This window comes from Paenarthrobacter sp. E2MeOHC11 (assembly GCF_058744955.1).
Genome location: NZ_CP196673.1, coordinates 3,448,327 through 3,461,916 on the forward strand (window position 1 = coordinate 3,448,327; position 13,590 = coordinate 3,461,916).

The 13,590-nt window shown below is 60.8% G+C and carries 11 protein-coding genes; 4 read left to right on the forward strand and 7 right to left on the reverse strand.

What is annotated here, in order from left to right:
* Window positions 1-36: 36 nt before the first annotated feature.
* The 5 genes from ACSSVG_RS16040 to ACSSVG_RS16060 form a co-directional block, all read right to left on the reverse strand.
* Entirely contained in the window at window positions 37-591 is a 555-nt protein-coding gene (locus ACSSVG_RS16040) for a hypothetical protein (RefSeq protein ID WP_231340062.1), read from the reverse strand.
* A gap of 86 nt (window positions 592-677) precedes the next feature.
* Window positions 678-1,307 (reverse strand): hypothetical protein, encoded by a 630-nt coding sequence (locus tag ACSSVG_RS16045; protein ID WP_231340061.1) that lies wholly within the window; start codon window positions 1,305-1,307, stop codon window positions 678-680.
* Window positions 1,308-1,313: 6 nt separating this feature from the next.
* Window positions 1,314-1,850 carry a hypothetical protein gene (locus ACSSVG_RS16050; RefSeq protein WP_231340060.1) on the reverse strand — a complete coding sequence of 179 codons (537 nt, stop codon included), beginning with the start codon at window positions 1,848-1,850 and terminating at the stop codon, window positions 1,314-1,316.
* A gap of 107 nt (window positions 1,851-1,957) precedes the next feature.
* Window positions 1,958-2,488, reverse strand: coding sequence for a hypothetical protein (locus ACSSVG_RS16055; protein ID WP_155854051.1), 531 nt, complete (start codon window positions 2,486-2,488; stop codon window positions 1,958-1,960).
* Window positions 2,489-2,505: 17 nt separating this feature from the next.
* Window positions 2,506-4,425: a hypothetical protein gene (locus ACSSVG_RS16060; RefSeq protein ID WP_231340059.1), complete on the reverse strand. Its 1,920-nt coding sequence runs from the start codon at window positions 4,423-4,425 to the stop codon at window positions 2,506-2,508.
* 143 nt (window positions 4,426-4,568) lie between these two features.
* Between ACSSVG_RS16060 and ACSSVG_RS16065 the strand changes: the two genes are divergently transcribed.
* Window positions 4,569-5,606, forward strand: a complete 1,038-nt coding sequence (locus ACSSVG_RS16065) for an LLM class flavin-dependent oxidoreductase (RefSeq protein WP_231340058.1) — start codon at window positions 4,569-4,571, stop codon at window positions 5,604-5,606.
* Here the strand turns inward: ACSSVG_RS16065 and ACSSVG_RS16070 are convergent.
* Both ACSSVG_RS16070 and ACSSVG_RS16075 read right to left on the reverse strand, forming a co-directional pair.
* On the reverse strand, window positions 5,603-8,320 hold the full coding sequence (locus tag ACSSVG_RS16070; RefSeq protein ID WP_231340057.1) for an aminotransferase class I/II-fold pyridoxal phosphate-dependent enzyme: 2,718 nt from the start codon (window positions 8,318-8,320) through the stop codon (window positions 5,603-5,605). The two genes, ACSSVG_RS16065 and ACSSVG_RS16070, sit on opposite strands and share 4 nt — an antisense overlap.
* Window positions 8,321-8,348: 28 nt before the next feature.
* Complete coding sequence (locus ACSSVG_RS16075; protein ID WP_374110819.1) at window positions 8,349-9,827, reverse strand: amino acid permease; 1,479 nt, start codon at window positions 9,825-9,827, stop codon at window positions 8,349-8,351.
* A 339-nt stretch (window positions 9,828-10,166) separates the two neighbouring features.
* On the opposite strand from ACSSVG_RS16075, the gene ACSSVG_RS16080 reads away from it, so the two are divergent.
* Genes ACSSVG_RS16080 through ACSSVG_RS16090 form a run of 3 tightly spaced genes read left to right on the forward strand, consistent with a single transcriptional unit; the run spans window position 10,167 to window position 13,533 of the window.
* Window positions 10,167-11,783: a PucR family transcriptional regulator gene (locus tag ACSSVG_RS16080; RefSeq protein ID WP_231340056.1), complete on the forward strand. Its 1,617-nt coding sequence runs from the start codon at window positions 10,167-10,169 to the stop codon at window positions 11,781-11,783.
* A gap of 4 nt (window positions 11,784-11,787) precedes the next feature.
* Complete coding sequence (locus ACSSVG_RS16085) at window positions 11,788-12,699, forward strand: glutaminase (protein WP_231340055.1); 912 nt, start codon at window positions 11,788-11,790, stop codon at window positions 12,697-12,699.
* Window positions 12,700-12,714: 15 nt separating this feature from the next.
* On the forward strand, window positions 12,715-13,533 hold the full coding sequence (locus ACSSVG_RS16090; protein ID WP_231340054.1) for a DNA alkylation repair protein: 819 nt from the start codon (window positions 12,715-12,717) through the stop codon (window positions 13,531-13,533).
* Window positions 13,534-13,590 lie beyond the last annotated feature (57 nt).

Here is a 13,590-nt window from a genome sequence, read left to right on the forward strand (position 1 = left end):
ACGTGAAGTTTGTACCACTCCACGCGGAACTGCGCTTCAGAAGTCCCCACCCGGGTAGATGCCCTCGGGCAGTGTGAAGCAAGGCGAACCTGAATCGATGTCTATCTGATTTGGGGCCAGGCCTTCGGCAACAATATAGCTCTCCCCGCTTCCGCTGAGAGCGATCATTTGAACTTCATAGGAACCCCTGATGTCAAGCCTGTTCCTGACTCCAAAGAGGCTGCTCTGATAGTGGGCTTCGATGTCCTTCACCACCGGCTCAATGTTCGTTCCTGCGGCAATCGTGATGGTGGTTGAACTCTTCCATTTGTGTTGGGTTTTGTTGCAAGACAGAAGCATGCCCTTCTTCTTCTGATCGATCGAGATAACAGCGTCTTTTGGGATTAGGGCGGCGAGCTTCACTTCCATGGCTTGGGCCTGGGTCTTTGCTTCCTGCCAGGTCAGTTCAGCTTTCATCGGTTCCTCTTGTGTTTTAACAGGCGTTGGCACGGTCGACTGGATTGAACCCGTGTTGGGGTTTCCAGCACAAGCGGCGAGCCCGATCGAACCTGCCACCAGCCACAACGCCATGGCACGGCGACGCGCCCTCATCTAGCCACAATTCCAAGCATGTCTTTGAGTACTTGCTCGTTGTTTTCGTTGTTTGAGTCGATGAGGTTGTGGTTGTTCATGAGGACCTAAAAATCCCCGCCCGGGTAGATGCCCTCGGGCAAAATGAAACACTCAGATCCCGAGGCGATACGGATTTCATTTGGGGCCAAGCCTTCTGCGACGATGTAGTTCTCCCCGCCTCCCAGATCGATTTGGATTCGATAGTCTTCGTCGACATTCCTGTCGGCGGATACTTTCGTTCCTTTCGCCCGGTAGTGGGCTTCGATGTCCTTCACGATCGGCTCGATGTTGGTTCCTCCAACGACCGTGATGGTAGTGGAACCTTTCCATTTGTGTTGGGTGCTGTTGCAGGACAGAAGCATGCCCTTCTTTTTCTGATCAATGGAGTAATCAGCATTTTTTGGGATCAGGGCGGCAATCTCCAGTTCCATTGCTTGTGTATGAGCTTTCGCTTGCTGCCATGTCAGCTCAGCATTCATCGTTGCCTCCTGTGTTTTGGCCGCAGTTGGCACAGTCGACTCCGTCGAACTCCCGGTGGGTGGCCCGGCGCAACCGGCAAGCCCGATCGAACCTGCCGCGAGCAACAACGCCATGGCACCGCGACGCGCCCTCATCGAGCCACAATGCCAAGCCTGTCTTTGAGTACTTGCTTGCTTGTCTTCGCTTGTGGAGGCGATGAGGTTCTGGTTGCTCATGAGGATCTAGAAATCCCCACCCGGGTAGATGCCCTCGGGCAAAGTGAAGCAAGGCGAACCTGATGCAATGCGAATGACGCCGGGATCGTCCTCCCTGATGAGATACATTTCCGAGGTGGCCGGATCGCTTATCTCAACACGAAAGGTGCCTTGTATGGTCCGGTCGCTTGAGACCTCAAAACGATGATCCGTGTAGTGTGCCCGAGCAGCCGTCTCAAGTTCTTTCACGACAGATTCAGCTTCGCTTCCCTCAGTCAGCGTGATCGAAGTCGAACCGTTCCAGTTGTGTTCGGTATTGCTGCAGGATAGGAGAACGCCCGTCTCTTTCTGGACTATGGAAGTAATCTTGTCCTTTGGGATCAAGGCCGCGATCTCCAGCGCTTCCTTTGCCGTGCTTGCTTTAGCTTCCTGCCAGGTCAGTTCGGCTATCAACGGTTCCTCCTGTGTATCACTGGCAGTTGGCACGGTTGACTCCGTCGAACTCGCGCTTGGGTTTCCGGCGCAGCCGGCAAGCCCGATTGAAACGACCAGCATCAACGCCACGGCGCCGCTCCGAATCCTCACCGAATTGCACTTCCCAGCATGCACTTGGGCACGTGCACGTTGTCCTCGCTGTACGAGGCGAGGAGGTTCTGGTTTTTCATGAGGATCTAAAAATTCCCGCCCGGGTAAATACCTTCTGGCAACGTGAAACACTCAGAGCCCGAATCAATGCGGATCTGGTTTGGGGCTAACCCTTCGGCGACAATGTAGTTTTCATCGCTCGTATTGTGAGGGCTTATCTGGACTTCGTATGATCCTCTGATATCAAGCCTGTCCTCGACGACGTATTGTCCACTCTGATAGTGGGTTTTGATTTCTTTCAGGATCGGCTCGATTTTGGTTCCTTCGGTGACCGTGATTGTCGTTGAACCATTCCAGCTGTGTTTGGTTCGGTTGCAGGACAGAAGCATGCCCTTCGTCTTCTGATCGATCGAGATAACGGCGTCTTCAGGGACTTGGGCGGCGATCTCCAGTTCCAGAGCTTGGGTATGAGCTTTGGCATCCTGCCATGTCAGTTCAACTTTCACCGGTTCCTCCTGTGTTTTGGTGGCGCTTGGCACAGTTGACTCTGTCGAACTCGTATTTGGGGTTCCGGCGCAACCCGTAAGCCCCATGAGGCCCGCCAGCAACAACGCCATGGTGCCGCGTCGCCCTATCATCGAGTCACAATTCCAAGCATGTCTTTGAGCGCTTTCTTGTTGTCTTTGCTGTCGGAGGCGATGAGGTTGTGGTTTTCCATGAGGATGTTCCCTTCTTCGACGGTGTTAATCGCCCTAAGTTGGTCGTCGTGGGGGCCGCGGTAATAGTGCTGTTCGAACTCATCCCGATGAATGGGGTTATTTCCATCCCACACCACCCCTCTCTTCGTGATGAGGTTGGGAACTCCCTGACCATGGACGAGCAGATCATAGTAGTACAGGTTCGAGTATTCCGTGGTTGGCTGTGGTTTCCAGTCCGGGAGCATTCCGGCCCCGGCGAGGGAAATCACCTTGTCATATCGGGCTCCGGCGACCTCGGAACTGGTGAGGTTCGCCAGGCCCCAGCTGTGCCCGATGCCAGTTTGCTCGGCACCGTTCAGGTAGGGGTCAGTGCGCATCCCGGTCTCGAAACCTGCCAGTTGCTGCCCCGAGGTGCGTGCAAGGTTCTCGTCGTTCGCCTCACCAATTCTCGCCAGGTTGGGACCTCCTGCGGTGTCCGCCTCTCCGGGGAACCGCCCATCCTTATAGACGAAAGCCACCGTCCCCGGCACGTTGTTATTGAGGTATTTCGAGACCTGCTGTACGCCGCCTTCGTAGAAGATGTTCAGTCCGGTGAACGTTCCCGGGACGTAGGTGATCACATGCCGTGTGTTGGGGTCTGGGGTGCCGATCATTTGCACAATCCGGGACTGGTCCCGGTCATAGAGGTAAAGCCGTACGTCCCCGGCTTCCACCTGCTTCAGGTAGGCCACCTCATTTTCCAGCATCTTTGTTCGGTTCGGGTCGTGGTGTGCTTGCCCGATCCCCGACAACTTCCGGGCTGTTTCCAGGTCTTTCTCCGCCGCGCGGAGCAGGCTTGGCGCGTTCAACTGGTTAGCCCGGACCCTAGCCAGTGCGGGCATCCCGTCCAAAGCGCCGAACATGGCCGGAGCCGCAGCCAGCAGGAGCTCCTGCACCTGCGTGAGCCCGGACTCGTTCGCTGCAGGGTGGGCTCCCGCGTTCATGCCCGCCCACCAAGTCCCGATCTTCGATGGGTCCAAGCCTCGCAGGGTCTGCTGCCATCCGGGTATTGTGGCCAATGCCTTCACGTCAGCCTCGGATGCAGTGGACAAGTAGCCCAGCAGCGCCGAGCCCGATAAGGTCATCGGCGCCGTTGCAAGCACAAGAACGCCGTTCGATACCGTTATCTGCCCGAGGTCACCGCTCCCACCGGCAGCGCGGAACGTGGACGCGATGTCGGAAAGCCGGGTCGCGTCCTGATGGTTGTCTTCCAGGAACCGTCGCAGCCCGCCACGGACAGCGTCGAGATCAGAGTGCGCCCAGGAGCACCTGTCCTCGAACTCGGACATAGCTGCACTGACTCTGTTGGCCGCGCCTCGGTCTGAGCCGTCCTGGATCCTGAAGGTTGACACTGCGGATTCCAAGGTGTCCGGATCAGCGGAACTCGCCCCAGCAGTGCTTCCACTCGCCCAGACACGCAACCCCTGCCGCACAGTGTTCACGCTCACCACCGGACGGTCAGTCTCCTCCATCGACGGGCGCGGCCCCACATTCACTCCAACACCCCCGCCAGCACGCACCCAGCCGGAGGCAAGCACCCACTCCGTCACGTCATCCAAGCGACGCTGCTCAACCTCCGCGGCGCTCTTCGCATCCTGGACCTGACGGGCAACATCTTCCAACATATGGACCAGCTCCGAACGGGCCGCCCGTTCAGCGGCAACGTTCTCCCGGAAACAGTCAGCGAACACGCCCCGGAATTCCGTAAGGGCAGCCGTTGAGATCGACTCCCGTCCGCCGCGTTGATCCTGCAGCGTACGGGCTGCGTCTCGACATGCACCGATCAGACGATCGGCAACCCCCGTGTCGAAATTCACTTTACTCCATCAAATAGATAAACCGCCGACGGCTCCACTATACCTAATGCACTCGACGGATTCTGAATCACTTTCGGAAGACGCTGAGAGGCGGACGAGGGGCTCCGTGGAATTCTCCGGGCCCTCGCGGAGTTGTCCCGAACATGCACAACAAACGGATCGGTTTCCTCTCCTTCGGTCACTGGGCCCGCGTCCCCGGTTCCCTCGTGCCAACGGCTGGGGAGGCCCTGAAACAGGGGATCGAACTCGCTGTGGCTGCTGAGGAACTGGGCATCGACGGAGCCTTCTTCCGGGTGCACCACTTCGCCCGGCAGCAAGCATCGCCCTTTCCACTGCTGAGCGCTATTGCGGCACGGACCAGCCGGATCGAAATGGGGACCGGCGTCATCGACATGAGGTACGAAAACAGCCTCTACATGGCCGAGGAAGCAGCAGCCACGGACCTCATCAGTGATGGGCGGCTGCAGCTCGGAGTGAGCCGTGGTTCACCCGAACCCGCACGGAACGGAGCATCCAACTTCGGCTACGTCCCCGAGGACGGTGAGGACGGTGGCGACATGGCCCGCCGCCACACTGCATTGTTCCGCAAAGCCATCGCCGGGCACGGGGTGGCCGAAGCGGACCCACATTACTCCGGCGGGGCCACAGGTCTGCTGCCCATCCAACCCCAGTCACCCGGCCTCCCGCAGAGAATCTGGTGGGGCGCCGGAACCCGGAAGACTGCAGTCTGGGCAGCAGAGCAAGGCATGAACCTCATGAGCTCAACCCTCCTCACTGAGGACACGGGAGTGCCTTTCGATGAACTGCAAGCCGAGCAGATCCGAATGTTCCGCGAAGCCTGGGCCGCCGCAGGGCACGACTTTGAACCAAGGATTTCCGTCAGCCGCAGCGTGATCCCCATCGTGGACGACGTCGACAACCACTACTTCGGTCTCCGAGCCCAAGCGGACAGCCAAGACCAAGTGGGAATTCTCGACGGCGCCTTGTCCCGCTTCGGGAAAAGCTACATCGGCGAGCCGGATCAAGTGGCGGACGAACTTGCGAAGGACGCAGCCGTGCAAGCAGCCGACACGGTCCTTCTCACGGTGCCCAACCAGCTTGGCGTCGACTACAACGCCAAGCTGCTGGGCAACGCCGCCAAGCACGTCGCCCCTGCCTTCGGTTGGAGCGCGAAAGCCTAGGACGCCACAGCCACCAGCTCGAGAACAGAAGAAGAAGCAGGCTCCACGAACACCCGGTACCCCCGTTCGTGATCGAACCCATGGATTTCACGCGTATCCAAGGCGGCCATGAATTCGAGGGTTTGCCGGGTAATCACCTGCCCCGGGACCAGGATGGGGAACCCGGGCGGATACGGCGTAACGAACCCTGCCGAGACCACTTCCTGTCCCGCGGCCACCGCCGCAGCCACCTCAGCCGCGGACAGGTACACCGTGGAATCGGGCTTGTAACTCTCAAAGTAGGCGGCCCGGATATCACCGTCCTCGCAGGAATCATCCGTACGGAAGCGCGCGGCAAAGGTGCTGAAGTCCGGGAGCGGGGGAGTGGGACGCGGAGCATCGGATGAGGCAGGTAGCGTCCGAGCCCGCGACGATGGATGTGGATTCTCAAAGCCCTCAGCGAGTTTCACCAGGACCTCGATCAGGTACGCCACGGAGCTTCGGGACGTGCCGATGTTGGTCATGAACAGCACCGTGTTCCGTGACGTCTTGTTCACCTGGATGCCGTGATCGTCCATGAGGTAGCTGTGGCGGAAAGTGTCGCCGTCGATCCCTGTCTTGCTGATGTCCAGCGTCAGGCGGCTGGGATCGATGACGAACTCGTCCCGCTGCCAGGCATCCTCCAGCTCGGCCAGCCCATCCCGCAGCGGCATGCTGGAGCCGGTTTCCCTATAGCGCGGACCGATGAGGTCCCGCGAGGTCAGCACACGGAAGTACTTCTTCAGCAGGGGATGCCGGGCCACGGCTTGGGCCACGGACACGGCAAGGTCCGATTGCCGTTGCACCAGGCCGAAACCTTCCAGTTCCACCTGTCGTCTGCCAATGTCCAGGGAAGCCAGAATTTGGTAGTTGGGGGAGGTGGACGTGTGGGTCATGTACGCCTCGCGGAAGGACTCCCGGTTGGAGCCGGCGAAGTCCTGGTCATACACGTGGATCATGGAACCCTGCCGCAGCGAGGTCAACGTTTTGTGGGTTGACTGCGTTGCGTAGACCCGCAGGCGTGCCTTGGCAGGATCCGGAATCAGCCTGGTGGTGAGCCAGGCGTCGTCATCAAGGGGTTCGCCGGTGGCCGGGTCATGAAGGGCAGCGGCCTGTTCCGCGTACCGGGCGGCGTAGGCAGGATCGCTGAAGGAAGCTTCCAGAGCGGCTGCTGCCGCCATGCCGGTTCGACGGCGGTACACCGGATGGGAGCGGGCGAAGGCAAACCACGCCTCGTCCCACAGGAAAACCAGATCCGGTTTGATGGCCAGGCATTCCTCCATGACCCTTTCGACGTCGTAGACGACTCCATCAAACGTGCAGTTGGTGAGGGTCACCATCTTCACCTCGTGGAGCCGGCCTGCCCGCCGGTACTCCAGGAGCCTGCGCTTCAGGCTGGCCAGAGGGACAGCACCATAAAACGCGTACTTGTCCAGGGGATAGGCATCCAAGTAGGACACACGGGCACCGGCAAGCACAAAGGCGTAGTGGTGGGATTTGTGGCAGTTGCGGTCCACCAGCACAACATCGCCCGGGGCAAGCAGTGACTGGTGCACGATTTTGTTGGCCGTGGATGTGCCGTTGGTGACAAAGTAGGTTCGTTGCGCCCCAAAGGCGCGGGCGGCGAGTTCCTGCGCGCGTTTGATGGAGCCGTGGGGATCCAGCAAAGAGTCCAGACCGCCCGAGGTGGCGGACGTTTCGGCCAACAGCAGGTTTGTCCCGTAAAAATCGGCCATGTCCCGGATCCACGGTGACGTCCCTACCGACGCGCCCCGGGAAATTGGCAGGGCATGGAAGACACTGGCCGGGCGGCGGCTGTAGTCCTGCAACGCCGTGAAGAACGGCGTTTCGTAGCGTTCGGCCACCCCGGACAGCAGTGACAGATGCAGGTCCAAATGGTCCTGTCGCCGGAAAATCCGCCGGAACTTTCGCGTCAGGGATCCAGCCAGCGACTCGATGGAAACCCCTGCCACCAGGTAGACATCAAGCTCCGGCCGAAGCCCGGAGACAGCCTCGGCCAGGGCAAGGATTCGCTCGATAGGCCGTGAGTCCTGCAAGTCTGCGGAGGTGTGCCGGACCAGGAACCGTTGGAGGTCGCTGCCCAAGAGATGGGAGCTGCGGAGGGAGAAGCCCGGGCGAAGGACAACAGACTGGATATCAGGGTTCAGCATGATGGCCACCAAGGCATCCTCATAGCTGGGAACCACGGTGACAGTGTAGGTGAACGCATCCGAAGGGCGGCGCTGCGCAGCCATGGTGTTCTTGAGCGCTTCGGATTCTTCGGGCTCAATGGTATCCACCACCAGGACCTCGAAGCGTGGCCGGTCAGCCGGCTCGGACTGGTCAACAACTTCCTCGTCCGGGAGCTCAGCGCGCGGCACCGCAGCTGTTTCCCCGGCAGAGGCGAGCGGGAGGTGGGACAAACCGCCCAGAAGCTGGAGCGCGGCCTGGGGTTCGCCGTCGTCGATTAACTGGCGCAACTGGGCCACAGCGTTGACTCCAGGCTCTGCCCAATACGGTTCCACCGCTGCCAGGAGGGCAAAGGTCCTATCGATCTGGGACAGCAAACCGGACTCCTGGTGCCGGGCCGAGGCGAGCTGCCTGAGGGCGTATCCCAAAAACTCCCAAGCGTCGGCACGGGACCGCCAGGCCCTGCTGGGGGTGCCGATTTTGGGGGACGGGGAAGGGGTGCTCATGTGTTTCACTTTCAAACTGAAAAGGGGTCTAGGACGTCAGGGCGGTGCGGATGCGGCCGCGATACGCGTACCAGCCGGCGATCAGCAGCGGCACCAGGACCAGCAGCGAGGCCAGCACCCAGCGACCTGTTTCCGAGAACCCCATGGTGACCAGGACAAAGGCCAGGAAACCGAGCGTGAGGTAAGAGGTGAAGGGGGCGCCGAACAGCCGGAACGCTGGCCGGGCAACCTTGCCGCTGCGAACCCAGCTCTGGAGCTTGATGTGGCAGAGCATGATGGTGGCCCAGCCGCCGATGATGCCCACCGCTGAGATTTCCAGCACGATCTCAAAGACCTGCGAAGGGACAACGGCGTTCAATGCAACGCCCACCAAGGTGATGACGGCCGTGAGCAGGATGCCGCCGTAAGGCACTCCGGACGCGCTGATCCGTCCGGTGAACTGCGGAGCCGAGCCGTTCACTGCCATGGAGCGGAGGATGCGGCCGGTGGAGTACAGCCCGGCGTTGAGGCTGGAGAGCGCCGCCGTGAGGACCACGAAGTTCATCACGGATGCGGAGATGGCACCGGCCTGCGGATCGCCGAGGTGCGAGAAGAAGGTGACAAAGGGGGATTCGCCGGCCTTGTAGGACGTGAAGGGAAGCAGCAGCGAGAGCAGCAGGACGGAGCCGACGTAGAAGACTCCGATGCGGATCACTACGGTATTTACCGCTTTTGGCATTACCTTGTGGGGTTCGGCCGTTTCGCCGGCCGCGGTGCCCACGAGTTCCACCGCAGCGTAGGCAAACACCACACCGCTGATCGCCAGGAGCGGCGCCACGGAGCCCATGGGGAACATGCCGCCGTTCTCGGCGATGACGTTGAAGCCCGGAATGCCCACGTCCGTCCGGCCGCCGAAAACAATGAAGCAGATTCCCACCACGAGGAACGTCACCAGGGCGCCCACCTTGATCATGGCGAACCAGAACTCCATCTCGCCAAAGATCTTCACGGACACCAGGTTCAGGGAGAGCACCACTACCAAAGCGATCAACGCGATCAACCACTGCGGGACGTCATTGATGGGCGCCCAATACTGGCCCCAGAACTTCACGTAGAGGGCAACGGCGGTGACGTCCACAATCGAGGTCATGGCCCAGTTCAGGAAGTACAGCCAGCCGGCGGTGTAGGCCATTTTCTCGCCGTAAAACTCGCGGGCATAAGAAACAAAAGAGCCCGACGTGGGGCGGTACAGCACCAACTCGCCCAGTGCCCGGAGGATCAGGAACGCGAAGAATCCGCAGACGGCATAGACCAGGACCAGCGCAGGTCCGGATCCGTTGAGACGTCCTCCGGCGCCCATGAACAGCCCGGTACCGATTGCGCCGCCGATGGCGATCATCTGGATTTGCCGGGGCTTGAGGGTCTTGCGGTAGCCGGTTTCCTCTTGGGCGAAAGCGTTCGACGGCGGACTGGCGGCCAGGTCTGTTGGGGAGGGAAGGGTTTGTGTGGACGCAGGGGTGGGTATCACTTCGGGGGTCTCCTTTGACTCCGTTGCCACCTCAGGTGGCTCAATACTCCACAACGTGGGGCTGACTGCTTGGCAATTGCGCCTGAAATTGGCCGCACTGCAGGCAGTCTTTGTGGTGTGTGGGACAGTCACCAACTCTAGGTCGCTGCCGTCGACAACAAATTGGCTGGCGAACCAAATTCAGGGCCCGGCTCTTGTGCCGGGAGGACAACACTGCTGTTCTGAAGGGCCGGTAATGTTTCTCGCTGTGCGTGCCTGCGCACATGTACCGGCGGCGCCCTCAATGGCGAGGAAGCGTACTGCTGAAGAAACTGATGTGGAGAGGAAGCGATAGCTTCGTTGAAAGCCCTGGAAATTGACGACGACGGAGTCGTCACCTTATTGAGCGATGTCCTGGAAGACCTGGGTGTCGGCAACGCCCGGTTGCTGCTGGCCCCGGCAGAGGACAACAGAACCGTCCGCGAAACTGTCATTGTTGATGCTGAAGACGACGACGAGATCCGCCCAGGCGCCCTGGTCATGTTGATCGGCGTTCGCGGGCGTGCGGCGCTCCCTGCACTCCGCCGCATCATGGGGGGCCGTCCCACGGCAGTTGCGGTCAAGGGCAGCGAGCCCGAGTTGGAATCCGCGGCCGAGTTGCTCCAACCGACCGGCATTGGGCTGGTGGCGGTTGCCCCGGGACTCCGTTGGGATAAGTTCGAGAGCATCGCGCTGGACCGGGTCCGTGAGAACGATGTGCCAGGGGAAACCCCCATGTCAGTTCACCGGGACTTGTTCGCAATCGCCCAAACCACGGCCACACTGACCAACGGGCACGTGGTGATCGAAGATCCGGGCAACCGGGTTCTTGCCTACTCCCCGGCATCCAATGACGTTGACGAGCTCCGCCGGCTATCCATCCTGGCGAGGCGTGGCCCTGAAAAGTACCAAAAACTCCTGAAGGAATCAGGAGTCTACAAGCACCTGCAGGCCACTGAAGCGCCTGTCCATGTGGAAGCCAACCTTGATGCGGGTCTTCGTGAACGTGTGGCAATCGGCATTCACGCGGGCAGCCGTGTCATGGGATACATCTGGTTGCAGGAAGGTGCTGAACCCTTGGCGGCCAACACGGACCGCATCATGGTGGGTGCAGCCCGGCATGCGGCCATCGAATTGGTACGCCACCGCAATGAGCAGTCCCAGTCGATGCGCGAGGACCGTGTGTCCGGCCTGCTCAGTGGAACGGCACAAGTCCATTCGCAGGCCCAATCGGCAGGCATCGACCCGTCGAAGCCAGCGGCTTTGATACTGATCTCGGCGGGCGGGCTTAGCCAGAGCGCGGCGGGGCTTCAGCTCCGCAGGGGAGAGCTCTCCAAAGTGGCATCAATCCACGCGGCAGCCTATCGACCAGGCGCCGTCGTGGGGGCGTTGGGGATGGAAACGGCCATCATCCTGCCCGATGTGGACCCGCTGAAATCCCTCCCCGCCATCAATCGCCTGGTCAACACCATTGTTCGTGATGCCACCACCCACCTTCATTTCCAGGTGCAGGCAGCAGTTGGTCCCATCGTTCCGCGCCTTGACGCCCTGCACGCCACCCTTGACCACGTGCGCAGCGTCCTCAAAGTCATGGAAGCAACACCGGACGTGCGCGTGGCCTCGTACAGCGACGTGGAAACAACAGTCCTGACCAGGGAATTGTTGGATTTGATGGAATCGCGGACCACCCTGCGCCATGCAGGAATCACTCGGCTGTGCAGCCGTTATCCGGAATTCGCGCTGACACTCCTGACTTATCTGGAGTTCTTTGGCGACGTGAACAGATGCGCCGAGGAATTGGCTGTCCACCGCAACACCGTTCACTACAGGCTCCGCCGCGCCTGCGAGGTGGCTGGCCTGGACCTGCAATCCGCGGATGAACGCCTGCTGGCACACCTCCAGATCAGGCTTTGGACCTACACAGGGACCAGGGGCTAGAAATATGGATATCCAGAATCTCCTCGATGACATCGTGGGAGCAGTTCAACCGCACGTCGGTCAAGGAAAAGTGGCCGACTACATCCCGCAACTCGGAGCAGTGGACCCGCACCAGTTCGGGATCTCCGTAGTCACGCGGGACGGCGAAGTCTTCTCGGCCGGAGATGCTCACGTGGAGTTCTCCATTCAGAGCATTTCCAAAGTCTTCGCCCTCGCCTTGGTGCTGGCTTCTGACGGGGACCGCATCTGGAAGCGCGTTTTCCGGGAACCCTCGGGCAACCCCTTCAACTCGCTGGTCCAGTTGGAGAGTGAGGAAGGCATACCCCGAAATCCGTTCATCAACGCCGGTGCCATCGTGGTGACCGACCGGCTCCTGAGCCTGACGGGCAACGCTGCCCACGCCGTGAGGGACCTGATGCGGCGAGAGACCGGCAATGCAGACGTCGACACGGACCACGTTGTGGCGTCCTCCGAACTGGGGAACGGCCACCGCAACGCGTCGTTGGCCCACTTCCTGGCAAGCTGCGGCAACTTGGAGAACCCCGTGGATGAGGTCCTGGACTCGTATGCCAAGCAATGCGCCCTGGCCATGACCTGCGAAGACCTCGCGCTCGCAACCCGGTTCCTCGCGTCCAACGGCCTCGGAGCCGCAGGAAGCCTGCTGTTGTCTCCGGCGCAGACCAAGAGGATCAACGCCGTGATGCTCACCTGTGGAACGTATGACGCCGCGGGTGAATTCGCCTACAGGGTGGGCCTTCCCGGCAAGAGCGGCGTCGGCGGCGGCATCGTCGCAGTGGTCCCCAACAAGTGCTCCATCAGCGTGTGGAGTCCTGGCCTGGGGCGCTCCGGGAATTCCGTGGCTGGCGTGGCCGCGCTGGACGAATTCACTACCCGTACTGGCTGGTCCGTCTTTTAGGCGCATTATTGAGGGATGACCCCCAAGGTTGGAAAGACACCTATAACCGGGAAGGCGCCCAAGGCGGGAAACTCCGGAAAGCCTGCCGCGCTGGCGCCGGGAACCCAGCCCACCGCCGTCGGGTTCCTGGAGCGCCTGAAGATGCGGCAGTCCGACGTCGAGCAAGCCAAATACCAGCGGTACTTCAAGACCGGCCAAGGTGACTATGCCGAGGGTGACTTCTTCATGGGCGTGCGCATGGGTGAGGTATTCACGCTTGCCAAAGAGTTCGCGGTCATGCCGCTGGACGAGATCGAGCAGCTGCTGGAGGAAGACATCCACGAGGCGCGGGCTGGAGCCGTGAAGATCATGTCGCTCCAAGCGCAGAAGAAGAAGACCACGGAAGCGGTACGCCAAAGCCTCTACGAGCTGTACCTGCGACGGCACGACCGCATCAACAACTGGGACCTGGTGGACCTGGGGGCGGGGCGCGTGGTGGGTGGGTGGCTTATGGACAAGCCACGGGACCCGCTGTATGAACTGGCGCGCTCGGAGGACATGTGGGAGCGCCGGACAGCCATCGTCGCCACGTCGGCGTTTATCCGCGAGGGCCAATTGGATGACACTTTCGCCATCGCCCAGATCCTGCTCGCAGACCAAGAGGATCTGATCCACAAGGCCGTGGGCGGCTGGGTACGCGACGCTGGCCGGAGCAGCCGCGAACGACTCCTGGCGTTCCTCGACGAACACGCAGCCACCATGCCGCGCACCACGCTTCGTTACGCCATCGAGCATCTTGGCAAGGAGCAGCGGGCCCACTACCTGACGCTTAAAGACAGGGTTTCCCCGAACTAGCGGGGCAGTATGTGACGTTGGATTACCCAGCGTTACCGGGTGTTTCCAAGCCTTTGA